Origin of the sequence: Bradyrhizobium sp. CCBAU 51765 (genome assembly GCF_015291725.1) — a bacterium.
GTDB lineage: Bacteria > Pseudomonadota > Alphaproteobacteria > Rhizobiales > Xanthobacteraceae > Bradyrhizobium > Bradyrhizobium liaoningense.
This window is the reverse complement of sequence record NZ_CP030038.1, coordinates 7,028,786-7,055,219: the sequence shown is the minus strand read 5'-3', so window position 1 is coordinate 7,055,219 and position 26,434 is coordinate 7,028,786. Positions and strand designations below refer to the sequence as shown.

The 26,434-nt window shown below is 58.6% G+C and carries 18 protein-coding genes and 9 pseudogenes; 17 read left to right on the top strand and 10 right to left on the bottom strand.

What is annotated here, in order from left to right; genetic code table 11:
* Positions 1–128 precede the first annotated feature (128 nt).
* A pseudogene (locus XH96_RS32925) lies at positions 129–398 on the bottom strand (transposase); the annotation flags it as partial.
* 80 nt (positions 399–478) lie between these two features.
* On the opposite strand from XH96_RS32925, the gene XH96_RS32920 reads away from it, so the two are divergent.
* The 4 genes and pseudogenes from XH96_RS32920 to XH96_RS32905 form a co-directional block, all read left to right on the top strand.
* Positions 479–1,261 carry an IS110 family transposase gene (locus XH96_RS32920; RefSeq protein WP_194389600.1) on the top strand — a complete coding sequence of 261 codons (783 nt, stop codon included), beginning with the start codon at positions 479–481 and terminating at the stop codon, positions 1,259–1,261.
* 85 nt (positions 1,262–1,346) lie between these two features.
* Positions 1,347–2,458, top strand: a pseudogene (locus XH96_RS32915) (IS110 family transposase).
* Between the two features lie 353 nt (positions 2,459–2,811).
* Positions 2,812–3,906, top strand: a pseudogene (locus tag XH96_RS32910) (IS5 family transposase).
* 192 nt (positions 3,907–4,098) lie between these two features.
* A pseudogene (locus XH96_RS32905) lies at positions 4,099–4,365 on the top strand (transposase); the annotation flags it as partial.
* A 259-nt stretch (positions 4,366–4,624) separates the two neighbouring features.
* On the opposite strand, the pseudogene XH96_RS32900 reads toward XH96_RS32905, so the two are convergent.
* Positions 4,625–5,541 (bottom strand): annotated as a pseudogene (locus XH96_RS32900) (IS3 family transposase); the annotation flags it as partial.
* A gap of 201 nt (positions 5,542–5,742) precedes the next feature.
* Positions 5,743–6,762, bottom strand: a complete 1,020-nt coding sequence (locus tag XH96_RS32895) for an IS110 family transposase (protein WP_194389599.1) — start codon at positions 6,760–6,762, stop codon at positions 5,743–5,745.
* A gap of 812 nt (positions 6,763–7,574) precedes the next feature.
* On the opposite strand from XH96_RS32895, the gene XH96_RS32890 reads away from it, so the two are divergent.
* From XH96_RS32890 to XH96_RS32880, 3 genes are all read left to right on the top strand, one after another.
* Positions 7,575–9,089 (top strand): NAD-dependent succinate-semialdehyde dehydrogenase, encoded by a 1,515-nt coding sequence (locus XH96_RS32890; protein ID WP_194389597.1) that lies wholly within the window; start codon positions 7,575–7,577, stop codon positions 9,087–9,089.
* 9 nt (positions 9,090–9,098) lie between these two features.
* Positions 9,099–10,487 carry an aminotransferase gene (locus XH96_RS32885; protein WP_194389596.1) on the top strand — a complete coding sequence of 463 codons (1,389 nt, stop codon included), beginning with the start codon at positions 9,099–9,101 and terminating at the stop codon, positions 10,485–10,487.
* Positions 10,488–11,109: 622 nt separating this feature from the next.
* The gene (locus XH96_RS32880) at positions 11,110–12,483 is read left to right on the top strand and encodes a CapA family protein (RefSeq protein ID WP_194394353.1); all 1,374 of its coding nucleotides are present in this window, start codon (positions 11,110–11,112) and stop codon (positions 12,481–12,483) included.
* Here XH96_RS32880 and XH96_RS32875 read toward each other — a convergent pair.
* Positions 12,480–13,590, bottom strand: a pseudogene (locus XH96_RS32875) (IS630 family transposase). The gene XH96_RS32880 and the pseudogene XH96_RS32875 sit on opposite strands and share 4 nt — an antisense overlap.
* 483 nt (positions 13,591–14,073) lie before the next feature.
* On the opposite strand from XH96_RS32875, the gene XH96_RS32870 reads away from it, so the two are divergent.
* The gene (locus XH96_RS32870) at positions 14,074–15,207 is read left to right on the top strand and encodes a M20 family metallopeptidase (protein WP_246789848.1); all 1,134 of its coding nucleotides are present in this window, start codon (positions 14,074–14,076) and stop codon (positions 15,205–15,207) included.
* 344 nt (positions 15,208–15,551) lie between these two features.
* Here XH96_RS32870 and XH96_RS32865 read toward each other — a convergent pair.
* A pseudogene (locus tag XH96_RS32865) lies at positions 15,552–15,917 on the bottom strand (formyltransferase family protein); the annotation flags it as partial.
* A 118-nt stretch (positions 15,918–16,035) separates the two neighbouring features.
* On the opposite strand from XH96_RS32865, the gene XH96_RS39495 reads away from it, so the two are divergent.
* From XH96_RS39495 to XH96_RS39480, 5 genes and pseudogenes are all read left to right on the top strand, one after another.
* The gene (locus XH96_RS39495) at positions 16,036–16,428 is read left to right on the top strand and encodes a transposase (protein ID WP_246789847.1); all 393 of its coding nucleotides are present in this window, start codon (positions 16,036–16,038) and stop codon (positions 16,426–16,428) included.
* Positions 16,382–16,624 (top strand): transposase, encoded by a 243-nt coding sequence (locus XH96_RS39490; RefSeq protein WP_371739904.1) that lies wholly within the window; start codon positions 16,382–16,384, stop codon positions 16,622–16,624. The genes XH96_RS39495 and XH96_RS39490 overlap by 47 nt, the downstream gene beginning before the upstream one ends.
* A pseudogene (locus tag XH96_RS39965) lies at positions 16,564–17,000 on the top strand (transposase); the annotation flags it as partial. The gene XH96_RS39490 and the pseudogene XH96_RS39965, both read left to right, overlap by 61 nt.
* A gap of 12 nt (positions 17,001–17,012) precedes the next feature.
* Positions 17,013–17,228, top strand: coding sequence for a transposase domain-containing protein (locus XH96_RS39960; RefSeq protein WP_371740190.1), 216 nt, complete (start codon positions 17,013–17,015; stop codon positions 17,226–17,228).
* Between the two features lie 34 nt (positions 17,229–17,262).
* Positions 17,263–17,430 (top strand): hypothetical protein, encoded by a 168-nt coding sequence (locus tag XH96_RS39480; protein WP_246790236.1) that lies wholly within the window; start codon positions 17,263–17,265, stop codon positions 17,428–17,430.
* Positions 17,431–17,494: 64 nt separating this feature from the next.
* On the opposite strand, the pseudogene XH96_RS39475 reads toward XH96_RS39480, so the two are convergent.
* From XH96_RS39475 to XH96_RS39455, 5 genes and pseudogenes are all read right to left on the bottom strand, one after another.
* Positions 17,495–17,734, bottom strand: a pseudogene (locus tag XH96_RS39475) (glycine cleavage T C-terminal barrel domain-containing protein); the annotation flags it as partial.
* Positions 17,707–17,931 (bottom strand): hypothetical protein, encoded by a 225-nt coding sequence (locus tag XH96_RS39470; protein WP_246789844.1) that lies wholly within the window; start codon positions 17,929–17,931, stop codon positions 17,707–17,709. The gene XH96_RS39470 and the pseudogene XH96_RS39475, both read right to left, overlap by 28 nt.
* Before the next feature lie 260 nt (positions 17,932–18,191).
* Positions 18,192–18,338 (bottom strand): hypothetical protein, encoded by a 147-nt coding sequence (locus XH96_RS39465; RefSeq protein WP_246789843.1) that lies wholly within the window; start codon positions 18,336–18,338, stop codon positions 18,192–18,194.
* Positions 18,339–18,527: 189 nt separating this feature from the next.
* On the bottom strand, positions 18,528–18,623 hold the full coding sequence (locus XH96_RS39460) for a hypothetical protein (protein WP_246790215.1): 96 nt from the start codon (positions 18,621–18,623) through the stop codon (positions 18,528–18,530).
* 482 nt (positions 18,624–19,105) lie between these two features.
* Positions 19,106–19,546: a hypothetical protein gene (locus tag XH96_RS39455; RefSeq protein WP_246789842.1), complete on the bottom strand. Its 441-nt coding sequence runs from the start codon at positions 19,544–19,546 to the stop codon at positions 19,106–19,108.
* Between the two features lie 407 nt (positions 19,547–19,953).
* On the opposite strand from XH96_RS39455, the gene ectB reads away from it, so the two are divergent.
* From ectB to XH96_RS32835, 4 genes are all read left to right on the top strand, one after another.
* Entirely contained in the window at positions 19,954–21,246 is a 1,293-nt protein-coding gene (gene ectB, locus XH96_RS32850) for a diaminobutyrate--2-oxoglutarate transaminase (RefSeq protein WP_246789841.1), read from the top strand.
* 1,200 nt (positions 21,247–22,446) lie between these two features.
* Entirely contained in the window at positions 22,447–23,385 is a 939-nt protein-coding gene (locus XH96_RS32845) for a D-aminoacyl-tRNA deacylase (protein ID WP_194389594.1), read from the top strand.
* Between the two features lie 85 nt (positions 23,386–23,470).
* Complete coding sequence (locus tag XH96_RS32840) at positions 23,471–24,694, top strand: Xaa-Pro peptidase family protein (protein ID WP_194389593.1); 1,224 nt, start codon at positions 23,471–23,473, stop codon at positions 24,692–24,694.
* A 383-nt stretch (positions 24,695–25,077) separates the two neighbouring features.
* Positions 25,078–26,247 carry a M20 aminoacylase family protein gene (locus XH96_RS32835; RefSeq protein ID WP_194389592.1) on the top strand — a complete coding sequence of 390 codons (1,170 nt, stop codon included), beginning with the start codon at positions 25,078–25,080 and terminating at the stop codon, positions 26,245–26,247.
* Positions 26,248–26,434 lie beyond the last annotated feature (187 nt).

Genomic DNA, 26,434 nt, shown 5'->3' with positions numbered 1-26,434 from the left:
TCTATATGAATGGATGCGCCCGAAATTGCTTGGTGGTGTCGGGCCGCGTGTCGCTGCGGAGCGTACGCCGGTTCCTTAGTTACTGCGGGCAAACGTCAACTCTGAAGATGTGACCTTGTCCCCAAGTTTTATCCAGTCCTGAGTTCGCCCCGGCTGTTGGATTTGCCCGGTTGGGCGGTGGTAGCGACGGGAGCTGGCGCGGAGTCCTCGGCATAGCGCAGCGCCAGATCCCGGCGCGGATGGCAGGTCAAGGCCAACTTGGACGGCGTCTCCCATCCGAGCCGCGAATGTGGTCGTGCATCGTTGTAATCGGCCCGCCAGCATCCAAACGTGACGCGGGCCTGGGCCAGCGACGTGAACAGCGTCTCGTTCAACAGTTCATCCCGCAGCCGGCCGTTGATGGGGAAGACGGCCCCGCTTCCTCGGCGCCGGCGATATACTGGCGATGGACGAACCCGGTAACAGGAGCAATTCACCAATGGAAGCCGCGACAATTGGGTTGGACATTTCGAAGCACGTATTTCACATCCATGCAGTTGATGGCCAAGGCCAAGTGGCCGGTCGCCAACGCCTCCGGCGAGGCGAGATCGTGTCGTTCTTCTCCTCGCTCGCGCCTTGTCTAGTCGGCATTGAGGCCTGCGCGACTGCTCACCACTGGGCGCGGGAGTTTCGGCAGTTTGGACATGATGTGAGATTGATCCCGCCGGCCTATGTTAAACCCTACGTACGAAGAGGAGCCAAGAATGACGCCGCTGACGCGGCCGCGATCTGCGAAGCGGTTCACCCGTTCCAATATGCGGTTCGTTCCCATCAGAGCGGCGAGAACCAGGGCTTCTTGATGCTTCATCGTGCAAGAGGCTTATTGGTCCGCCAACGAACCATGACAGCCTGCGCCATTCGGGCTCACTTTGCTGAGTTCGGAATCATCGTCGGGCAAGGCCGGCAACGGGTGGATGGTCTGGTGGACGTGTTGGATGACGAGGAACTGACGCTACCGGCCCACGCCCGGATCGCACTAGCCGTCCTTGTGAACCAACTGAAGGAATTGGACCGGCAGGTCGAGGCTATCGAGCGCGAGCTGGCTCAGATCCAGCGCGTAAATCCGATGGCGAAGTTGCTGTCCTCGATCCCCGGGATCGGTCCCATAACGGCCACAGCTCTCGCCGCGACCGTACCGGACGCGACAATTTTCCGCTCCGGGCGGGAGTTCGCGGCCTGGCTTGGCCTGACGCCTAGACCCTATGTTCGCCCTCTGAGGTGACGGGCGGCCCGCCCCGCGGCAAGCTCCTATCGAGGGTTGCGCCGGATGGTCCGGCGCCGAGCCTCAAGCATGGGGAGCGGGCCTGATGAACGATAGCATTTTCGTGGGGTTGGATGTGCACAAGGCGACGATTTCGGTTGCGGTGGCCGAAGGGATGCGCGGCGGGGAAGTTCGTAACTTCGGGATCATCCCCAATCGCGCCGATCAGATCGACAAGCTGGCGAAGAAGCTTGGCAAGGGTGACCGGCAGGTAAGTTTTTGCTACGAAGCCGGCCCCTGCGGATATGGCCTGCATCGACAACTGACGGGACTGGGGCACAACTGCATCGTGGTGGCCCCCTCGCTGATCCCGCTGAAGGCCGGGGATCGGGTAAAAACCGATCGGCGCGATGCGGCGATGCTGGCCAAGCTGCACCGGAGCGGCGAGCTGACAGCGGTGTGGGTTCCGGATGCGGCGCATGAGGCCATGCGCGATTTGGTGAGAGCCCGCGCCACAGCGATGCGTGTGCTCGGCAAGGCGCGGCAACATCTCCAAGGCTTTCTGCTGCGGCATGGGCGCATCTATGCCGGGAAGAAGGGGTGGACCCTGGCTTATCGTCGCTGGCTCACCACGGTGCGCTTCGATCACCCAGCAAGCCAAATCGTTCTGCAGGACTACATTCATGCCATGACCGATGCTGAGGCCCGTGTGGACTGCTTGACCAAGCGGATCGAAGAGCTGGCGCCACAATGGTCGATGACGCCATTCGTTGAGGCCGTGCAGGCCATGCGCGGCGTCGCCTTCATCGTTGCCGTGACCGTGGTTGCCGAGGTCGGCGACTTCTCTCGCTTCGACAATCCCGCCAGTTGATGGCCTTTCTCGGCCTCGTGCCGTCGGAGCATTCGAGTGGCGCCACCATCCGACGCGGCGGTATCACCAAGGCCGGCAACGCTCTGGCCAGGCGGGCTCTGATCGAGGGGGCATGGACCTATCGCATGCAAGCCCGCGTCAGTCGCAAGCTCCATGACCGTAACGAGCGCCTGCCACAAGCTATCCGCGATATCGCCTGGAAGGCCCAGGTCAGGCTGTGCGCCCGCTATCGCCGCTTGTCGGCGGCCGGCAAACCCAAGGTGATCGTCACCACCGCCATTGCACGCGAGATGGTCGGCTTCCTGTGGGCGATCACTCGTCAAGTACAACTGGGGCCGGCCGCCTGAAGAGCGCTGCTCGACCATATCGGTGCCCAGGGCAGGAGGCGGGCGCGGTGGGGAATCCTCGTGGCCTGTTATGAGCCGGCATTGTCGACGCTCGCCCCCTAGACCGAGGCAGCCCCAAGACGAAACAACGGTCATGCGGTACCCAACCCGCGAATGAGAGCTTGATCAACCGTCGTCTTTGGCCCTGCCTCCTACCGTGGGCACCTTCGAAGTCCAGCGTCCGGGCGCTCAGCCGGAAGCGGCTCCGCTTGATCGAATCGCTTGACAGCAAACATGAGAACAGGCTGTTGAAGAAGTCACTGGCGGGACGGAATTGGACGTGATTCTCTCGATGATTGAATCGGGAGGGCGGGATGCGAGGATCGGACGAGCGGTCTGGATCGCTGTTCAGTTACGTGGATCTTGAAGCGCGGGTTCGTCCGGACCATCCCTTAAGGACGATCCGGGAGATTGTGAACGCTGCGCTGGCGATCTATCGAAGGCGTTTGCGGGGCTTTACACGGACTTTGGCCGGCCCTCGATTGCACCGGAGAGGCTGCTTCGGGCGATGCTGCTGCAGGCCTTCTACGGCAACGACAACTGATGGAGCGGCTGGAATTTGACCTGCTATTCCGCTGGTTTGTCGGTCTGGGCGTGGACGATCCGGTGTGGGACCACTCGACCTTCTCTAAGAACCGCGACCGGCTGTTAGAAGGTGAGATCGCCGTTAAGTTCCTTTCGGCGGTGCTGGCTCAGCCGAAGGTGAAGCGGCTGTTGTCGAGCGATCACTTCTCGGTCGACGGCACGCTGATTGAGGCGTGGGCTTCGATCAAGAGCTTCCGCAGAAAGGACGGAGACGACAACGACAGCGAGGGGCCGGGACGCAACGCTGAGCGTAGCTTCCACAAGGAGAAGCGTTCAAACGAGACGCACCAAAGTACGACCGACCCGGAGGCCCGGCTGTACAAGAAGGGGGATGGGCGGCCGGCCAAGCTCTGCTACATGGGGCATGCTCTGATGGAGAACCGCCATGGTCTGGCGGTCGGCGTGCCGTCAGCCAGGCTACCGGCACGGCCGAACGAGAGACGGCGCTGGCGTTGATCGATAGTCGTGATCGCACAGGCCGGCGGATCACGCTCGGCGCAGACAAGGCCTATGACGTCACGCAGTTCGTGCACGACTTGAGAGAACGATCGGTGACGCCGCACATCGCAGTCGACGGACACCTCAGCAAGACCGGTACCCCCCGCAGGACAGCGATCGACGCCCGCACCACCCGCCACGCCGGCTACGAGATCAGCCAACGCTGCCGTAAACGGATTGAGGAGGTGTTCGGGTGGATCAAGAGTTCCGCCGGTCTCGCCAAGGTGAAGCTACGGGGGCGCGAGCGCGTGGACGCCGCCTTTACGTTGGCGCTCGCGGCCTACAATCTGATCCGTCTGCCCAAGCTGCTGGTGGTGCAGCCATGAGCGTGCGGGGCAAATGGCGTGTCGTGGAAACGCCCGATCACGACATGGCTGGGGCGGGCTCTGAGCCCGCAAGAGGCCGTGGTTGGGCAGAAGAGCTCGCCGATGGCTCGCTTGAAGGTGAGATATGCCTCGAAGGCGGCGACGACATTCCCTTCATCGCCCGCCGATCGGCTACTTCTTCGACAGCCTGCTAAACAGAATTCCACCGGCGGGAAGGACAGGCTCGGCCGCATAACAAAGCAGGGCGATTCCTATCTCAGGCACTTGCTTGTCATCGGGGCACGCAACGTCGTTCGGTATCCAAAGGCCCGGTCCCGGGTCGGAGCTGGCTGGATCGAAGCCCTTCTTGAACGGCGTCGGCCCATGGTTGTTGCCGTCGCTGTCGCCAACAAGTTGGCTCGGATCATCTGGGCAATGATGACGACCGGTGAGTTCTATCCGCCTAAGCTCGCGGCCTGAGCTGCCGCGCTTTTTTGGCCACCCTAAGGTGTGAGGGCAGATGACAGCGTGATGGAAACCGGCGGAGCTGGGGATCGAGAAAGCCCGAAGAGTTTTAAGCGCAACAAGCGCGACCCGTTGATGAGGCCTCGATCCGCGATCTCCATCAGGGCCAGCGGCCATGGCATCGGCCGCACTAACAGGCCGTATACATGAACGCACCCGACCGGTAACCAAAGTGCTGCTGAAATCCCTTGCATCCGCGGGGCCGTCTATACATGAAGCTCTCGATGAAGGCATTCTGCATGGGCTTGCCCGGCGCGATGTAGTGCCATGCGACACGGCTCTGATCGGCCCAGGTCAGGATGGCGTTGCTGGTGAGCTCGCTGCCGTTGTCGCTGACCACCATCTTCGGCCTGCCGCGTTCCATCATCAGCCGGTCCAGCTCCCGCGCCACGCGGGTGCCGGAGAGCGAGGTGTCGGCTACCAGCGCCAGGCACTCGCGGGTGCAATCATCGACGACGGTGAGGATACGGAAGCGGCGGCCAACGGTGAGCTGATCCGACACGAAGTCAAGCGACCAGCGGTCGTTCGGCGCCATCGCCACCGTCATCGGCGCCCGGGTCCCGATCGCCCGGTTGCGGCCGCCACGGCGGCGCACCGCAAGCCTCTCTTCCCGGTAGAGCCGGAACAGCTTCTTGTGGTTGATCACAGCCCTCCCGCTTGAGCAGAACGTGCAGCGCCGATAGCCGAAGCGACGGCGCTCCTGGGCGATCGCCCTCATGCGCTGGCGAAGGCCGGCTTCGTCCGCCCGGGTCGTTCGGTATCTCATGGTCATGCGGCAACAGCCGATGGCTTTACACGCCCGCCGTTCACTCATCCCGTGGGCCTCCACGAGATGCGCGACAGCTTTCCGCTTTCCCGCAGGCGTCACCATTTCTTTCACAGGAGGTCCTTCAACGCCGCATTGTCCAGCATGGCGTCGGCCAAAAGCCGCTTTAGCCGCGTGTTCTCGTCCTCCAGCGTTCTCAGCCGCTTGGCCTCCGAGACCTCCATCCCACCAAATTTGGCTTTCCATTTGTAGATACTGGCATCGCTGACGCCGTGCTTCCGGCACAGATCGGCGACCGACACGCCAGCCTCGTGCTCCTTCAAAATCCCGATGATCTGCTTCTGTATTCGGTCTGCTTCTGTCAATCCCTTAAGAGCGCGTGCCGCGGGTACCTTGCTTCTGTTCGTGGTCGGCAAAGCCGCCACACGATGGGATTCGGTTGAATGGTCGGTTCAAGCTCTTCGGCGTAGTCACCCGACCTGGAGGGCGGACGCCACGACAGATCATACGAACTCGACCATCCCCACGCCCCGCGATGGGCGTCTCTTGGGATGACGATGGCGTCCTTACGCCACCGCCGTCCATCGGAATTCGGTTCCATCAACCCACATTCGGTGAAGGACGACAGCCATCTTTCTGGCCAGCGCGACCTTCGCACGCTTGCTTCCTTGCCGGTGGGCAACACGCACCGCCCAGGCCTTCATCGGAGACCATCGGGTTGATGGCCTGAGAACGACGTTGGCAGCTTCGAACAGGGCTGTGCGCGTCTCTCCATCTCCGACTTTTGTGATCCGTCCCACCCGATCAACCTCGCCAGATTGGTATCGCCGGGGCGTCAACCCGAGATAGGCGCCGACAGATTGGGAATGCAGGAATCGCCTGGGATCGTCCACAGTGGAGCGGAAGGTCAACGCAGAGACCGGGCCGATCCCTGGCATCGTCATCAAGAGCCGACAAGCCGGGTCACTGCGCACGGCCTTCAGAACCAGACGATGCAGTCGGGCGTACTCCCGCATCAGCGCTTCGCGTCCGGCAAGCAGCGGATTCATGATCGCCACCAGCAAGGCGTCATCGCCGACCAACTCACGAACTCGCGTCGCGAACAGAGTCCGCGAGACGATTCCGACTTTGAGACCGAGCGGACGCAGAAGTCCGCGGATGACTTGCTCTGTGGCAGCGATGGAGCGGACGATATGCTTGCGAGCCGCGGCCAGCGTCCGCGCCCTTTGGCTGCCGATGCTCTTGACGTGAACAGGCTTGAACCATCCCGTTCTCACCACCTGCGCGATCCCACGGGCGTCATTCCGATCGGTCTTCACCGGCATGGCCGAAAGCGCCGCCTTATCTTGGCGGGCTTCCAAACTGACGGCCGGCAGCCCCAGTTCGATTAGATTTGCGGTCAGCCATTCTGACGTCGGTCCTGCCTCAAGGCCCACCCGTTCAACTTGACCAGCCCATGGTTCGAGGTACTGCACAATCGATGGCGCGTCCGCCAACGTCGTTCCCTCCCGGATAAGCTTTCCGGTCTCGTCCACCGCACATACCGCAACGGAATTCAGCGAAACATCGAGGCCGACGTAGATCATGACGTTTCTCCTTCGGATAGAGTTGGTCCATGATCGTCAGTCAAAACGTGCCGCGCAGCAAATAGGTCAGGCGATCGGGACCGAATACCCCATCTCTTCCGTAAATCGGCTGCGCTTCATGCTCGGGTCCTCATATGGGCCAGAGCGAACTTCAATCTGGATTAAGTCGAGGGGGCAAGGTCAGATGGCTTTGTCTAAGACGATAAGGCGCCGGTCGCAATGGCGGTGATTGCATCAAAAACATAGAAGACGGTCCCGATGCACAGGAGAGGCGCAGCTAGCCGATCCTTGCGTCGGCCTCGTGCGAGGAGCCGGTGTAATCGTGCCGTATCCGACCATCTGATAGGCCGCCAACGATTGACCAACGACTCCGCCGACGCTGCCAAATGCACCTCAATACCAAAAAGAAGCCCAGGTGATCATCCCACGGCACCCGCAAGGAACGGCGCAAAAGCGGGAAGCAAAGGATGGGCCATCCCACCGCTCTTGCGGAATGCCGTCGGCCGTGCGCGCACTGTGACGCGCTCGCCGGAGGCACTTCAAATGGCGAAGACATGCTGGAGCAGAGCCCAGCCATTTCGCCAGCGACCTCGGACACAAGCCGGTTTATTTTCTGGACGATCTCCAGGATGCGGGCCTCTATCCGATCCTATTGCATGGTTAGCTTCAGCCTTCAGGTGTATTTCGTCTGAAAGTACATGTGCGTTGCTGGAAATCCTCCGAGCGAGGCGGAAATGAGACGCAAATCTCTGTGCATTGTCGGTATCCTGATTGCACAGGCAATTTCAGTAAAATGACAGCGTGGCCCTCGAATGGCGATTCAAGGTACCCGGCACAAACCTCCGCAGTTAATCGGCCTGGCTAGCAGGTGTTTCCGAACTCTGCGCCGTCGTGATTTTCTGTCGGGAGCGGCGCTCGTTGATGGGCAATGGGTCTCCGGCCACGAGCGAGACCATGTGACCGATCCCGCCACGGGCGAGGTGATCGCGGACGTTGCCCGTTGCGGCGCAGAAGAGATGGAGGCGGCGATAGCTGCGGCCCAGCGCGCTTTTTACGTATGGCGAGAATTGCTGCCGACGAGGAGAGGGGCGATTCTGCGCAGTTGGGCCTTATTGATGCTTCAGCACGAGGAGGAACTTGCGATGCTCGTGACCAGCGAGCAAGGTAAGCCGCTTGCGGAAGCGCGTCAGGAAATAGCGTACGGTGCTGGTTTTCTTGACTGGTTCGCAGCTGAGGGGGAGCGGGCATACGGGGACACGATCCCGAGCCATAAGCTTGGAAGCCTGCTTCACGTGCGAATGCAGCCAGTAGGTGTCGCCGCGGCGATAACCCCGTGGAATTTTCCTGTAGCGATGATCACACGGAAGGCGGGCGCCGCCCTCGCTGCTGGATGTCCAACCATTGTAAAGCCTGCTCCCGAGACTCCGCTTTCGGCGCTGGCGCTGGCCAGGCTAGCTGAGCAAGCCGGGCTCCCACGGGGCGTGTTTCAGGTGCTCGTCGGCAATCCGATCGAACTTTCGAAGCCCCTGTTGAGCGACGCGAGAATACGGGCTCTTTCGTTTACGGGTTCTACGGAAGTTGGCCGTTTGCTTCTTGAGGGGGCAGCCGAGAGCGTCAAAAAGGTGTCGCTCGAGTTGGGAGGGCATGCTCCTTTTCTGGTGTTTGACGATGTTGATCTTGAGAAAGCCGTCAAGGGTGCGATGGCGGCGAAATTTGCTACTTCTGGTCAGGACTGTTTGGCTGCTAACCGCATCTACGTGCAAAGAAACATTTATAGCGCCTTCGTGGAAGCCTTTGCTACCGCGATAGCTCAACTGAAAGTTGGGCATGGCCTGGAGCCGACAACAGATATAGGGCCAATGACCAAGTTATCAGTCGCCGAAAAATGTCGGTCGCAAATCGATGATGCGGGGAAAAAGGGCGCGCGCGTTGTCTCGCGGCAGCAGGGGGCCAGCCTGAATCTTAATTTCGTTCCTCCGACCTTACTTTGCGACGTCACCGAAAACATGCTCATCGCTAGCGAGGAAACATTCGGGCCCGTGGCTGCCGTGCTTCCCTTCGATTCGGAAGAGGAGGTGATCGCCCGGGCAAACGCTAGTGAAATGGGTCTCGCTGGTTACGTCTACACGAACAATCTACGTCGAGCGATGCGACTGTCAGAGCGGATGGAGTGCGGCATGCTGGGCATCAATACAGCTTCATTCACCGGCCCGCCAATTCCGTTCGGGGGATGGAAGCAGTCCGGTGTCGGCCGCGAAGGGTCACGACACGGATTGGCGGAATTTATGGAACTGAAATACGTCTGCTTCGGCGACCTGGCGGGTTAGGAGAGTTATATGATCGATATCAAGACCATTGCTGAACGGGATCGTTCGAGCGTTCTGCATCCTTTCACCCAGCTCAAGGATTTCGCCACCGGCAAAATGGGTAACCCGACAATCATCACCGGCGGAAGGGGAATCCATATCAAGGACGCAGAGGGGCGCACTTATATCGACGGCTTTGCTGGGCTTTACTGTGTAAACGTTGGCTACGGCCGCACCGAAGTGGCCCAAGCCATCGCGCGTCAAGCCTACAGCCTGGCGTACTACCACACCTATGCAGCGCACACGTCCGAAGAGCTGGCCACGCTTTCCGATCGCCTCGTGCGCATGGCGCCCGGCAGGGCAAGCAAAGTGTTCTACGGGCTCTCGGGATCGGATGCCAACGAGACTCAGGCAAAACTCGTCTGGTACTACAATAATCTGCGTGGACAGCCCAAAAAGAAGAAGATTATCTCGCGTGACCGCGGGTATCATGGTTGCTCGGTGATCTCCGGTTCGATGACCGGCATGTCATTTTATCACCATTATATGGACCTTCCGTTCCCGGGGGTTCTCCATACAGGCGCGCCTCATCACTATTGGGGAGCTGAACCGGGTGAGACGGAAGAGGACTTTTCTCGCCGACGAGCGGCCGAGCTCGAGCAGTTGATCGTGCGAGAGGGGCCCGAGACGGTCGGTGCTTTCATCGCTGAGCCGGTACTCGGCACCGGTGGCATCACGCCGCCCCCTGAGGGTTACTGGCGTGAAATCCAACTGGTGCTAAGACGATACGACGTCCTCTTGATTGCCGATGAGGTCATCTGTGGATTCGGTCGTACCGGCGAGGCGTTCGGGAGCACGCTCTACGGGATCGAACCAGATCTTGTTACAGTCGCCAAAGGGCTAACATCTGGCTACATGCCGCTCTCGGGAGCTATCGTCGGCGAGAAGGTTTACAAGGTCATGGAGGAAGCCGCTGATCGCGTCGGCGCATTCTCCCATGGATATACCTACTGCGGCCATCCAATCGCCGCAGCAGCCGCCAACGCGGTCCTCGATATCGTCGAGAATGAGCGACTAGGCGATCGAGCCCGAACTGTCGGCGCCCACTTTCAAAAGCGGCTCAATGAGCGGTTTGCACAGCTTGAAATCGTCGGAGAAGTGCGAGGCGTGGGCCTGCTGGGCGCAATTGAGTATGTTGCCGATCGCCGCACGAAGCGGCGATTTGATCCGGAGCTGAAGGTCGGTGCCCGCATTTCGAAGGCGGCTCGCGATCGGGGACTTATTGCACGAGCAATGCCGCATGGAGACATTCTTGGCTTTGCACCGCCTCTAGTTGTTTCCGAAGCTGAGATCGACGAAATCGTTGAGGTAGCTTATCAGGCAACCAAACAGGTGATGGATGAACTGACGACTAGGTAGACGCTCTCGTGAGGTGCCGCCTTTGGTGTCCATGTCAGACGGACGAGTCGTCAGTTGCCATGTGCGCGCTCCATCTTCGGATATATCCGCCCAGCTTGTCTCGGCGCTCAATTCTTGGCCCGATCCTCTGGAGGAGCCATTGAATGGTGCCTAAGACAGTCCCAATATACTGCATCAAAGAGCGCTCGATCCGATGCGCTGGAAAACACCTACGAATAGACATTCGGATTAAACATGAGGGAAAGGTCATGACAGAGCTGACGTGTCTGTGAATACTGCGAATGAGGCCGAGACGCTTGATGGTCCCTGAGATCCGATTGACAAAATGACCTCACACTTCTGATCTGCGGGAGCGTAGTGGGATATGCGGTGTTCCATCACGGTGGGTATGCGTGTGTCAGGTTGAGAGCGATACCTCTACGACTTTCAAGATCCGCTAGTCCCTGTCACACATGCACGAGCCGACTGGTAATGTAACCTCTCGCTCCTTTACATGTGGGGTGTGACCACCGTCTGGATCGCGTTTACGGAAATAGCCGGGCAGAGCGTGGCTGACAGCGATGGTATAAGTAGAGGTAGGCGGCCGCATTCGCTTTCAAGCGATCAATCTGTTGAGGAGCCTATGGTGAGACATTCTGACGAGAACCAAGGCCAGAGGGCCGACCACTATGATACCGTTGGTTCGATTGCAACAAACGTAGCGGACGGCTTCACCCTCGTAGCAGTCGGCGACCTCATCGTGACGAGACCGCTAACCAAAGCTCAGGACGCCGGCTTCGGAACCATTATCAAGATTCTTCGTGATGCTGACGTTACGTTCGGCAACCTGGAAACCAATATATTCGATATACGATCGTTCAAAGGAAGCCCTCAGGCTGAGTACGGGGGTGCATATCATGTCAGTGTGCCTGAGCTCGGGCCGGACTTGAAGAACATGGGATTCAATGCTGTAAGCCGCGCCAATAACCATTCGTTTGACTGGGGTGTCGAAGGGATGCGTGAGACAAGCCGGGCGCTCGATTTGAACGGCTTGGTTCATGCAGGTGTGGGCGAAAACCTTGCACAAGCCGGCGCCGCTCGTTTTCTAGAGACCACAAGGGGGCGCGTGGCACTGCTGTCGTGTGCTTCAACGTTCACGCCGATGTCCCGGGCATGCGATCCAGCTGGCGAGGCGTCTGGTCGGCCGGGACTCAACTCGCTCCGTTTGACGCGGACAATCCTGGTCCCACCAGAGATGCTCGAAAGTTTGAGACGAGTGCGGGATTCGTTGCCTGGTTTCAGATGCGATTGTGGGGGGGCAAGCCGTGTTGTGCTTGCTGGAGTAGTATACGAAGCCGCTGACAAGGCTGGCTTCAAGTATATAGCTGATCCAGGAGACGTGGCCGGCATTCGCCGAAATGTTCGCCAGGGCAAGCAGTTCACCGACTTCTGCATAGTCACTAACCACGGGCATGAGCCAGGAAATTGGAGCCAAGTGCCGCCCAGTTACGAGCAATCGTTCGCGCGTGAACTCATTGACGCTGGTGCTGATGCATATGTGGGGCACGGGCCCCACCAGCTGCGTGGGATCGAGCTCTACAAGGGCCGCCCAATCTTCTATAGTTTGGGAAACTTCATTATGGACGACCTCCGCACCCCTGTGGGAGCTGATATGTTCGCCGGTTACGAAAAGGATCCAAGGACAAACACTGATGCCGAGGTGACGGCAGCAGAGATGGCGGGCGGGTACGTAACGGACCCAGGGTTCTCCGATCCAATCTTTTATGAGAGTATTATTGCTGTGAGCCGGTTCAAGCATAGCCGACTTGCTGAGCTACGGCTTTATCCGATCGAGCTCGGTCATACCAAGAGGCTCGCCAACCGAGGGGTTCCGCGGCTCGCTTCCGGGCTGCGGGCAGAAGGTATACTGGGGCGTCTACAAGAGCTCTCGAGACCATTTGGGACCGATATCGCGATCCAGAATGACACAGGAGTTATCAAGCTGCAGCCGAGCTAGTGTCCTGAACCAGAAGTTCGCAACATCGCGTCGTGTTGTACCGGGGCATTGTAACGGCAGAAGCGTTCGATGGATGCAAGGATGTCATCGGCTGACTTGGTCCACCGGAACGGCTTGGGATCTGCGTTATGTCGTTCGATGAACGAGCGATATCCGCCCGAAGGGCGGCTACGCTGCGATAGACACCGCGCCTGATCTTTTTATCGGTAAGAAGCGCGAAGAAGCGCTCGACCTGGTTGAGCCATGACGACCTGGTCGGGGTCAGGTGCACATGCCAACGCGGCCTTTTGGCCAGCCATTTCCGGATCAGCGGCGTCTTGTGCGTTGCATAGTTGACGAGATGGACGTCGAGTTCGCCCGGTACGGCGGCCTCGATCTCGTCGAGGAACTTGCGGAACTCGGCGGCTCGGTGGCGTCCGTAGCATTTGCCGATGACCCGTCCTGTCGCAATGTCGAGGGCGGCGAACAGCGATGTGGTGCCGTGCCTTTTGTAGTCATGGCTCCTTCGAGCCGGCTGACCGGGACGCATCGGCAGCATCGGCTGACTGCGGTCCAGCGCCTGGATTTGGGATTTTTCGTCTACACACAGAACGATGGCATGTGCCGGCGGCGAGACGTAGAGGCCGACGACGTCGCGCACCTTGGCGACGAAGCTCGGATCGGTGGAGAGCTTGAATGTCTCCAGCCGGTGCGGCTGGAACCCGAAGGCCCGCCAGATGCGTTGCACCGTCGACACCGACAGGCGCTGGCCTTCGCCATGCCCCGAGAACTCCAATGAGTGGCGTTCTCGGGGCAGCTTTCCAGCGTCCGCACGATCACGGCTTCGATGCGGCCATCGTCAATGGTGCGCGGTGCTCCCGAGCGCGGCTCATCGTGCAGCCCAGCCACGCGCTGCTCTACAAAGCGCCGCCGCCATTTGCCTACCGTCCCCCGCTCCAGGCCTAGCTTAGCCGCCACTTCCTTGTTCTGACCGCCTTCCGCGCAGGCCAGCACGATCCGGGCTCTCAGAGCCAACGCCTGCGCCGTCTTTCGCCGCATTGTCAGCGACTGAAGTTCAGCACGCTCATCATCGCTCAATACCAAGGGCGCAAGTCGCTGGGCCGCCATCAGATCCTCCGTCGCTGTTGCAGCCGCCATCTCTGGCACAGCGACGCGTATCTAATGCGAATCTACGATTGCGAACTTGTGACTCGGGACACTAGGGCGGTGACCTTGTGGACACACAGTCGCTCGTCCTCGGAACCTGGCAGCGGAGTTTCGGAGCTGCGGAATTGTGCGCGCATTTAAACGGACCGCACCCCAGCGCCGGTCGCGTGAAAGGCGCGCGCGTAGCTCCAATGAAAGGTTCACACTCCATTGGACACGTTGGGGTCTCATTCAGCGATCTCCTTAGTCGATGAAGAATTTATTCGGAGACTAACCACATGGGCTCGTTTTACGCGCTCCTGTGTTGGTATTTGCTGTCTTTCTTCTTCCTATCGACGATAGACAACGTTCGCTACAAGGAAATCGGGTTTCCCAGGTGAGAAGGTTAGAACGGTGAGCGGGCGCAGCAACAACCTTCTGTCAATTGACGAACGGGAAGCGATAATGGAGCTGCGCTATGCCATGCATCGCGAGCCTGAGTTGTCGAATTCCGAATGGAAAACGCAGCGGCGGATCCGAGACCTCTTGCAGCGCTTCGGGCTGAACGGTGCCAAGCCTTTCCACAAAACCGGCCTGTATGTGGACATTGAAGGCACCGCTCCGGGACCGACGCGCTCGATTGCGGTGCGCGGAGACATAGACGCGTTGCCAATCCATGAGGCCCGCGGAGATCTGCCGTATCACTCGCAGGTCGATGGTGTCATGCATGCCTGCGGTCACGACTTGCACGCCTCGATCGCGCTGGGCACTGCACTCGCTTTCCACCGGCTACGCAACGATTTCGCCGGAAAAGTGCGCGTGTTCTTCCAGCCAGCCGAGGAGGCGGAACCGCTCGGCGGACGCACAGTGGTGGAGGAAAGGTTGCTCGATGGATTTGACCGAGCGGTCGGCTTTCACGTCAGTCCTGAGACACCCGCCGGCATGTTTTGGGCGCAGGAGGGGCCGGTTACCCAGTCGGGCGATCAATTCAAGCTCACGATCACTGGGAAGATGGCCCATGGTGCGTCGCCGCACAAAGGCATCGACGCGATCGCTATTGCTGCCGCCTTCATCAACGAGGTGCAGAAGGTGATTTCGAGAGAAATCCCAGTGGGGGACGGCGCAATCATCACGATCGGTACCATCCACGGCGGTGAGGCGACCAATATCATCTGTCCGTCGGTCGTTATGGAAGGGACGATCAGAACCAGCAGCTTGGAGCGTCGAGCGCTGCTTTGCCAGCGAGTGCGCGAGGTGGCCGAAGGCGTTGCCGCTCTGCACCGCGGCCACGCCTGCTGTGTCATCCGCACTGGCGAACCCCCTGTGATCAACGACACAGAAATGGTGAAGCGGTTTCGGCAACTTGTTCATGAGACCGTCGGCGGGAACGCTCTCCTTGACGTGATTCACCGGCCATCAGGTAGCGACGACTTTGGTTTCTATTCGGCTACCGTACCCTCGATATACTTCATGTTCGGCAGTCGAGCACCTGGCAATGAGTCGCCACTACATACACCCACGTTCGGCGCGCCCGATGACGTTGTCACCCCTACGACAGAACTAACTATTAGATACCTCTTTCACCTGCTAAGCAACTGAGGCTGGCTTAGTCAAACCACTGCGTCCCATGATTCTCCGAGCTCGGTGCGGCGCCGAACTGGCCCAGCGTATTAGTGTTCACGCTACCAGAGTCGTCACAATCGCTGTTGAAGAAGGGGCGCTATCGCGCTGCCTACCAAAAAATAGCGAGAATGGCTCGTTCCGCAGACTAAAATCTTTTGGTTAGGCAACTACCGCTCATATGCAATGTGAGTTGCACGGTAGTAGTAGCGAACATGTTAGTGGGACGGGGGCTTGACACTGTTCCGGGGCATCGGAAGGTACCAACGACATTCTTGTACGGATGCGGCGATCTGCTTCCCGATAATTACTCCCGCGATCGCTCACCCCATCCTTTCGGATGCATAGCTGCCGGGGCTCGCCGGGAAGACCACGGTTCTGTTGCCGTTGAGGAAGGGTACGGTAGTCAAATATGCGCATGGATGGCCCGAGTTAGAACTTGGCTTTCCACGTCGCGACCAATCGAAACGTAATCCTCCACCGGCGTGAGTAATGCGTGCGGTATCCTGTTCGATGATTGGACCTTCGTCGAGCTCGGTGGTGACGTAATGCGCCATCGCGCCGATTAGCTTCACGCCCCGCTTTTGGCCTGCTTGTACTGCTCCCTTGAAGCTCGGCAGGAAGGAATGGTGGATATTAATGATCTTACCCAGCATCTTTGCACAAAGCTAGTCCGACAAAACCTGCATCTACCGAGCCACGGATCGAGGCTCCCATCGCAATCGCGGCTGTCTGCCTGCCCATTTGCCGCGAGTGGAACGGATCATCGAGCCTGCGAGCACGCTCTGTCCCTGCGGTTGCGGCGCCATGACGAAGATCGGCGAGGACGTCAGCAAACGCCTCGACGTGATCCCGGCGCAATGGCGCGTGCTGGTCACGCGCCGCCCGAAATACATCTGTCGCCGCTGCTCGGGCCCTGTCGCGCAGGCGCACGCACCGGAACACGTCGTGCCCGGCGGGCTGCCGACCGAAGCGGCTATCGCTCATGTGATCGTCTCCAAGTTTGGCGACCACACGCCGTTTTATCGACAGGCCGAAATCTATGCGCGTCAAGGCATTCGGCTTGATCGGGCGACTCTGGGCAACTGGTCCGGCCGCACCTGCTTCCATCTTCAGCCCATCGCGGACCACATGCGCCGCCACCTGGCCATGGATGGCGGATCGCCTGTTTATGGACGAGACCACGGCACCGGTGCTTGATCCGGGGCGAGGTCAAACGAAGAAAGGCTACTTCTGGGCGATCGCGTCAGACGACCGTGGCCACAGCGGTCCAAGTCCACCGATCGTGTTGTCCGATATGCCCCCGGTCGCAGCGGCGCCTTCGCGGAGCAGTTCCTGGACGGCTTTGGCGGAAGCTTCCTGCAATGCGATGCCTATGACGGATATGACCGGCTGACCGAAGTCGTTCGACCGCAAGGGCCTTGGAGGCTCGTGCATTGCTGGAGCCATTTGCGCCGCGCTTTGTGAGATTGGCCCGCAACAGCAAGTCGCCGATCGCCGAGGCCGCCATTCGGCACATCGCCCAGCTTTACGCCATCGAAGCCATGGTGCGCGGCGCATCGCCGGACATCCGGCTGGCCGCGCGCAAGGAGCACTCGCTGCCCATGGTCGCCGCGTTGAAGTCCTGGTTCGAGAAACAGCTGTCGATGATCTCCAGCGGTTCGACGCTCGTCGAGGATATCCGCTATGCGCTCAATCATTGGCAGGGGCTTACCCGCTTCCTCGAAGACGGGCGTCTCGAGCTCGACACCAACCCGGTCGAGAACGCCATCCGGCCGATCTGCTTGACCAGGAAAAACGCGCTCTTCGCTGGACATGAAATCGGGGCGGAAAACTGGGCTTTGCTCGCCTCGATCGTCGCCACCTGCAAACTCAACGACGTAAACCCTGCTGCCTACATCGCCGAAACACTCGAGGCGATCATCGACGGCCATCCCCACAGCAGGATCGAAGACCTCATGCCGTGGCGATTCCGCAAAGCGTCAAGCCCGCATCAATAGGGTGACGGCTAAGCGCTTACATACGGATACGGCCGTGCCTCTGATCAACGACGACAGCATGCGGCCTCAGTTTCCGCTCAACGTCGGCGAAGGCCGCCATCGACATAGGTTCCTCGCCGACCACAAAGCACTGACCGGACGAAGCGCCCTGGACAGCGAAGGCCTCGCGTCCGCCGCGCTCGGACTTTCAGCGTTTCGTTGACGGAATCGACGAATAAGGGATGGCAAAGGCGGCCTGGCGTGCATTCGTTGGGAATACCGTTCCACACTTGCACTTCTTCGCCATGGCGTGACGAGCTGCGCCTTACGAGTGCTGGGCCGATGATGGATCCGACGTGCGGTGAGTAACAGCTAGAGCTCACATAGCCCTGGTCGTTCTCGCGCGTAGCTGCGGCACCGATTTTCGAGATGGTGTGAACCGCTGCGGAAGGAAGTCCTGAAATCCAGCGGCACACCGCCGCCGAGCTGATGCCGGTCGTCACGCGCGGATCCTCGCGGTCGAGCATTCGGCGACTGAGACCATCTTGCCGTAGCCGAGATCAACCGGGACGACCGTACCGTTGATCTCGTTATGAGTGACGTGCTCCTTCTCGATTCGCAGCACCGACAGCGTCGCGACGCCATACGCGCAGATTCCGTGCTCCTTGCCGGCTTCCATCAGCGCATCGGCCATGGCCTCGCCGTCGTTGGCGGGAACCGCCAAGTCGTAGGCCAGTTCGCCAGAGAAGGAATCCGGAAGAACCTGCCGGAAAGCCTGCCGCCGAATAGCAAGCCTTCTTTGGCGGCAAGAAAGGTGAACGCTTCATTGGAATATATTCGTCGACAATTTTCTGCAGGATAAGTTGCGCCTTCGGCCCCGCGACCGCGATCATCCTCGCGGACGATCAGGCCATGACGAGTCTTGCCGATGGTTAGTTTTTTGAAGGCGTTGCAAAAAACGCGATCTAGGAATTCAGCAGCATCTTAGCCTTCGATATTGCCCAGAGTCGAGACGTCGCATAGGCCCGCGTTGATTCGTACGTTCCGCGCTTCTCGGTCGACGCTTTCGCGCCAGGCCTTCTCGCCGGCAAGCGAAAACCAGGCGGAACGATACCAAAGATCTGTCTCCACGAAGGTCGCGCCGTTTTTCGCTGCCCAATTATGCAGCGGGGACTTGCGTGCCGGCTGAAAATGCTTGCCGTGCGAAGTGCCGGCGAGCGCCCCAAAGGAAACCGGGGCATAGAGTGGACGGAAGGTCGTAGTGCCAGCCTCGCCGGGTGATACGTCCCGACCTCGGCGAGAAGTTCGACCGCGTTGACGTTAGGGAGCTTGCCTTGGTCCCGTCGCCATCCCGTTGCTGGTGTAGCCCTTGGCAAGCTCTACGTGAGCATACCCTTCGCGAACCGCAAGGCCGATATCCTGGTGATGGACGTCGTTCTGGAAATCGGTGAAGGCCTTGCTCCTTGTACCGGGAATGATCGAGGCGGCTTGCAGGTACGTGACGATCTCTCCTTCGACCCCGCCGTACGTCGCGGCTCCGCCCTTATCTCGAGCTTATCTAGCAGCGCGGCGGCCCTCCTGGCTCCCGCCACCAGGCAGCCGCGAGAGCGCTTGACTTGGCGGCGGCCCCGGCAAGCGAAAGTTCCCTTGTGATCCTCGGACTCTAGGAAAGCGGCTTCGGCAACCGATCATTCCGGCCTGCCACCGCGATGGTAAGCGAGATGAGTGACTGGGCTAAAGCCGCCGGACATGGCGAGCGAGTCTACGGCGAGCTTCTCCTGCACTGCAAGATTGTGATGGCGGAGTGGGCCTTGCCGCCTTCGGCATCGGGCACCAAACCGCCATTTGTGATAAAGGCCGAGCCTTTATAGACCCCTGCTGTCGAGCCAGCGCGGCCATCAACGATCGGCACAAGCCGCACAACCCTTGTTCGAGATCGCGGGCCAACGTGTAGCCGCTGTCGTTTGGTGACGACAGCCGCTGACCTGCCCGGGCGCCACGCGATAGGTGCGCATAGCACCGGCCATCATCACGCCAGGGAGATCATTGCCGCGGAAGAGCAGCGGACGCTCCTCGGCGCCGGCGGCGAGAATTGCCTGTTTTGCGACGATGCGCCGCAGCCGCTCGACCGGAACCTCGGCACGCAGATCGCAGACGTGCTTCTGGACCCCATCGACGGCGCCGAAGACGTTGCAATCATACCAGCCACACGCCGTGGCGCGCGAAAGGAGATGCACATTGCGTAGACTTCCGAGCTCCGCAACTCCTCGGCGGGCGAATCCGACTGCGGACACGCCGACAATCGTTGGGGTTTCGGAGAGAAGGCCACCGCCGATCATGGAATTCTCGTCGCGCCCGCTGATGCTCTGTCATTAAACCGCTGGAGGCCGGCGCTGCCTGCCCCGTAATCGCATTGTGCTCGGCCATCAGCCCGTCGAAAAAAAACGCACAGGATACCTGCACGCTCATCGAGTTCCCCACGAATGACCGCTGCAATACGCCCCGCTGCCCAGCGCGGCGATCGAAACCGAGGGGCCAGATACCGATAGCTACGCTTATCAGCCTTCGGTTATCGCGGGAATACTACCTATCCTAGTTGCTTTGCCGGTGCGTACTTCTCAGGTAACTGATCGGAGCTAGGAATCCTCAATGGACAAGACCCAGTCATGGAAAACCGCTTCTTGCAGGACGGCGATCGCTAAAATCCTCACACGCTTGTTCGTGGAATCGACGTCGAGGAGAGACCATGGTAATCAGACAATCGAGCGAGATGAACGAGTTCGAAACTCTCGAGTCCAACGTTCGATCGTACTCGCGTTCGTTTCCCGCTATTTTCAGCCGTGCGAGCGGGTCAATCATGATAACTGAAGATGGCCGAAAGATCATTGATTTCTTCTCTGGTGCCGGAGCGCTAAACTACGGCCACAACAACCATGCAATCAGGGAGACTATCGCCGAGTATCTCGCATCGGACGCTATTGTCCACGGTCTTGATATGGCCACTCCCGCAAGGCTTGACTTTATGCGAACGTTCACACGTGCCATACTTCGGGAACGAGGTTTGAAGTATCGTTTCCAATTCACCGGGCCAACAGGTGCGAATGCCATCGAGGCCGCTCTAAAGCTCGCACGCAAAGTGACTAGGCGTCAAAACGTCATTTCATTTACGCAGGGCTATCATGGCATGAGCTTAGGGGCGACCGCCGCAAGCGGTAATCGGTTTTATCGCGCAGCCAGTGGCGTCTCATTGTGCGGGACGACCTTCATGCCTTTTGATGGATATTTTGGTCCAACCGTCGATACCGCTAACTACCTCCGAAAGCTATTGATCGACGAGAGCAGTGGCCTGGATCAGCCAGCAGCCATTGTCGTGGAAACGGTGCAAGGTGAAGGCGGCATAAACGTAGCCAGTGAGAAATGGTTGAGATCAGTGCAAACCATTGCGCATGACGTTGGCGCCCTGTTCGTGGTCGATGATATCCAGATGGGATGCGGTCGGACGGGAGACTTTTTTAGCTTCGAGTTTGCCGAATTGGCGCCTGACATTGTTGCGATGTCAAAGTCGCTAAGTGGGTACGGTCTCCCGCTTTCGATGTTACTGATCAGAGAGGAGTGCGACGCTTGGCAGCCAGGGGAGCACACTGGCACCTTCCGAGGGAATAATCTTGCACTTGTGTCTGCAACCGCCGCAATAAACACATATTGGCGCGGTTCAACGTTCTCGCAGCTGGTTCGGCGGAAGGCGGATGTTATGCGACAGCGGCTCGAGTTCGTTGCATCGAAGCACGGAAACCGCTTTAATGTTCGAGGCCGCGGCATGGCCATAGGGTTTGATTGCCAAATAGCCGAACTTGCCGCGGTGGCTACGCGAAAGGCGTTCGAGAAGGGCCTGATGGTCGAACGATGCGGATCCGTTGATCAGGTCGTAAAGTTTATGCCTGCACTCACGATTGATCTGGAGACAATGGACGAAGGCCTAGATCTGTTCGAGCGAGCGTTGATCGAAACACTGCACGAGGTGAGGGCTCCCGCAAGCTAAAGTCGATCCTGCCGACGACATCGTCGCCCTCTCATACGTTGACACATGCGACGCTTGCACGGCTTCTGTCGTCGGCTTGAATATTTGTTCTACGTCGGGCGCGTCGGCGAAGGGTGTGCTTATACTAATTATGAACTCGTGGGCTATGCGCGCTACTCGCGACCCATCCTGAGTGAACCGCGTCGGTGCGACCGGTCGCAATCTGTGCAGATGATCTCTTTCGCTCTGGCCACCTTGCGAGATATGCTGCCTCAACCGGAGGCGCTTTTGCTCCAGAGACTTGACCGCCGTTCGCAAACGATTGTCGTGAGATACCGCTGCCGGTCAAAAAGTTGGAATGGCCGCGAGAGGCTAGCGCATAGGCCGTCGTAACTCTGGTAATACCAGATCTAATAACAACGATCGTGCCCATCGTGTGCTGCACGGTGGTGATACGCCTTTGCAGGCTTATCGCGCTCTCCCGTACACCATCATCAGAACGATAACGTTCTCAGACGTACTCACTACATGTCAAGCCATAATGAACCGCCCGACTTCAAAATTGGCCCGCAAGCAGGACGCGCCCACCCCAGATTAGCAGGTGGTTTGTTGCCGAATACCATGCTGCTATCGCTTCTGATGATTGCCTTTCCAGCGCGCCAATGGTTTCAAGCGAACTATTAGTGATCGGCGCAGAAATACTGCGGGATCTTCAAAAGAACGCACGATGTTGGCGTGGCAACGCTATAATAAATACGCGGTGGTGTAGGACCCTACAAAGCTGTGTCTTTGACGCATTTCTTTCGAAATCGAGCCAAAACAGAGGCCTGCACGCCAGAGTCGATCGCTCTCCTGGATGAGGGGCTCTTCGCCCCAATTGCCTCGCCGTCTCCCGCATATGGCGGCAGGATTTGTTCTTGTTCGTCGTGCAACCAGGCTGAGTGCGCTGCTGGTTCGCGGATCCGCTGTCGCGATTGTCAATTTGCGCGATCCTCGCTTGCTGCTCAGCCAAAGAGGCCAGTCCATAAAAGGACTCAGTTCGCGAGTGGCGCCGCTGTCGCGCTATTCGGGCTCGAGTTAATCGCCTGCCGCGCGCCAGTTCTCGGTATGCGAGCTCGGAATTCGGTTCAAAGGGCAGGATCTTTTCGGAGAACGTCGAAAGGAAGGCGCCAAGTTGAAGATCGCGCTCGCGATCTGCTTTGAACTCGCCGGAGGACCTCGATGAAACATGCCGTCTTTGTCTTCTGCGTCGATCGAGAAAAGGACCCCGTCGCAGGGCATGTTCTCAATGCTCTCAAAGCCGAGTGTACTCTTGTTCCAACAAATTCCGAACTCGACGGGTACTCAGTGCTCGAGGTCGCTGGCTTGCAGGGTGCCAGGATTTCCATCGTGGCAACGAACGAGGTCGTAAGTAACGACTATGCGCGCTACGCGCCAATGTTGAATGAGCGCTTTGGTGATGCCGCTGTTATTGGCATCGTGAATTGGCACGAGGGCGCCAATGCGCCAAACGCAATTTTCTCGGTTCAAACGACCGGCGATCTGGGCACGGGAACCTTCAGTGCTGTCGACCCACGGATTACGCGGGGGCTTCTGCTAGTGATTGAAGCCCAGCGGATCATTTCCGGTCTCGACTCCTATCGCACGTATCTGGAAGCGACACACTGGTCGGGCGTCAAGGCTGGTTATGCTGGTACCCGTCTCGCTGACCTACGGCCGTCGACTATCGATATCGAGATCGGAAGCTCGCCCGAAGATTGGGCAAATCCTTTTGCGGCCCGAGTGCTGGCGCGATCGCTACTCCGAATTTTCGATCATATCGAGGCGCCGGTACACTCCGTGCTCTGCATTGGAGGCGTCCACTTCGAGCCGAGTTTCACGAACGCGATATTGCAGTCGCGCGATGGCCGACCAATCGCGGCAAGTCATGTCTTGCCAAACCACTGGCTCGCGTCGGAAGGCTATGGCCAGGAAAGTCGTTTGATCGACCTGCGAGCTTGCGTGCATTCCATTGTAGGCGGGATCCAAAGCATCGTGTATCACGACAAGCTGAAAGCGCCTTTCAAGGGAGTTGCTCGTCTGCTCGCGGAGGAGCTCGGTGTTCCGATGCTTTCGCATAAAAAACTGCGCGCAGCTCTTCCGAAGGATATTGTCGAATGAGCGCGCGAAGGCGGCCATCTGCTGTCGAACCGGCATCTAAATTGTCGGTCGTCCTGCGATTGACGTGTTTCTCTGGAGAAGAGCGATGAACGGTATGGGGATTGGTTCGATTAGGACCATTCAGTATGATCCGTTTCCACGGATCGAATACGAGGGCCGCGTCGAGCGCGCGCGGCGTTTGATGACAGAGCATGCCATTGACGCGCTTCTGGCGACTTCCGAACACAATTTGCGATATTTCATTGGTGAGCCTAGCACGACCCCTCAGCAGACGACTCGGCCGCGATTTCTTCTCATTCTTTCCTCAGCTGACCCCGTTGCCGTCGTCCCAGAGGGGATCGACCAGTTTTATAAAGACACGACCTGGCTAAAAGAGTGCCGGAGCTGGCCTAGCCCAAATCCGAAAGATGAGGGTGTTTCCGCTCTCGCACGGGCGGTGTGTGAATTACTGCCGGAGCACGCTAGAATCGGCGTAGAGCTTGGCGCGGAGAGTAGGCTTGGTTTCCCCGCGGGAGATTTCTTGCGTGTAGCGGACGCCATCAAGCCTCGAACGTTCGTCGACGCATCGGATCCGGTTTTCACGCCCCTGCGAATGGTCAAGTCTCCGCTAGAGATTGACAGAATTCGAACTGTATGCGGGCTTGTCTCGGAAGCATTCGAAAATTTGGCATCAAAACTGCGTCTGGGTATGACGGAACGCGAGGCCTGTCGACAGTTCGAATTCGAATGTTTCAGTCGCGGGGTCGAGAAGACAAGCAAGATAGTGGGTGTTTCTGGCCGCGGGGGATATACGCGTCCTTACGGTGTTCCGACCGACAAAGTTCTGTCGGATGGAGACGTGCTGTTTATTGATGCCGGCTGCCTGTTCGACTTTTATTGGAGCGATTTCGATCGACACTTTGCTTTCGGTGCAGCTGATCCGCACACCCAGGATGCCTATCAGGTCGTTTGGGATGCCGCTGAAGCGGGAATTGCCGCCGCTAAACCCGGCATTCCGATCTGTGATGTCTGGAGCGTAATGTCAGCCGTACTAAATGGCTCAAACAATCGCGGTACAGCCACCAACATCGGCCGAATGGGACACTCCATGGGCTTATGGATGCCGGAGTTACCGTCGGTGCAACCCGACGACAAGACAATACTAAAGCCAGGCATGATCATTAATATTGAACCGAGCACCTCATATCCCTCATATTTCGATGGATCACCGAAGCTGATGCTGCATGAAGAGGTTGTGGTCGTGACCGAAACTGGCTCGCAATTGCTCACTTCTCGTGCTCCGCGAAAAATGCCAGCGGTGGCCATATAACAATAGGAAGACGAACGTAGCAGAAAGGAAGTGCATGCCGAGCTCTCGCCGTAAGTCTGAAAGGCCATGACGTTTCATTGGCGTTCTAGGCCTGTGTCTCAATGGCCGCACGAAATTGTGGGATATCGAGCAAGGCGGCCTAAGAGACTATGGCAAGTTGGAGCTTTCGAGCAGAGTGCAGAAGCCGACAAGGTCTGGCCAAATAGATGCGACGTCCTGCCATGACATCTCTACATTTTGCTTACGGCGTACTCCATTGAAAAAAGTCAGAATGCGAGGGACTGCAGCAAAAATTGCGCGGCGCCGGTTCACGCTGCTCACCGAGAGCCCGCTGCACGCTCGAGCGGTGCTGTATCGACAATGGATGGATTTGAAGGTCTGACATGCATAGTGTTGATCAGTTTCGTGATTTGCAAGGAGAGGTAACCGCGTGGCGCCGCTATCTTCACGAAAATCCAGAGCTCGGCTTTCAGGTACACAACACGGCGAGTTTCGTCGCCGAGAAGCTCGCCTCGTTTGGTATCAATCACATCGAAACGGGGATAGCTGAAACCGGTATCGTCGCATTGATTCAGGGGAAGGGTGGAGACGGTCCCACCATCGGGTTGAGGGCCGACATGGACGCGCTGCCGATTCTTGAGGCCTCAAGCAAGCCGTGGTCCTCGAAAGTGCCGGGTAAAATGCACGCATGCGGGCACGATGGTCATACGGCGATGTTGTTGGGCGCTGCGAAGTATCTTGCTAGGACGCGGAATTTCAAAGGCTGCGTCGCCTTGATCTTTCAGCCGGCAGAAGAAGTGGAACTTCCGTCCGGCGGCCTAAAAATGGTCCAGGAAGGAATCATGGACCGTTTCAGCATCTCCAAAGTCTTCGGGATGCACAACGCGCCAGGCACCGAGCTCGGCAAGTTCAGCATTTGCGATGGACCGATCATGGCCTCGCAAGACGATTTTGACATTGTCGTGAAGGGTCGGGGCGGCCATGCGGCCAAGCCGCATGAGACCATTGATCCAGTCGTCATTGCCGCACAGATCATCGTCGGCTTGCAAACGTTGGTCTCGCGCAACACGAATCCGATCAACTCGCTTGTGATCTCAGTGACGAAGTTGAATGCCGCCAACGCCTACAACGTCATTGCCGATCAAGTCGAAATGGCCGGCACTGTCAGAACTCATATTCCGGAGCTGCGAGACTTTGCCGAACGCCAGATCATGACAGCGGCCCAAGGCATCGCGCGCGGATTTGGCGCGGATATCAAGTTTAAATACCGTCGATCGGTCCCGGTGACCTTCAACCACACCGAGGAGACCAATCTGGCGATGAGGGCAGCACGCAGTCTGGTCGGCGCCGCATATGTGAACGAGAACATCAAACCGCGTATGGGGGCCGAGGACTTTGCCTACATGCTCGAGGCGCGGCCAGGCGCAATGATTTTCATTGGAAACGGGCGGACTGCCGGTGTGCACAACCCGGCATATGACTTCAACGATGAAGCGTTGCCATATGGTATCGGGTATTGGGTGAATTTGGTCGAGACAGTGCTGGCTGTCTAAATCGCCCGGTTTTTGTCAGTTCATCTCGCCAAGCGAAGGCTTGGCGAGCGGGCAATAACTGCGGCAGATAAAATGCGGCTGGCTTGGTAAGTTAACCAAGTTGCGCTTTATCGACGAAAGCGCCAAAGCGTAATCAGGTGGCGCGCGCGATTTCTACACGTCGCTGACTTTAAGGTCCCGCCACGAT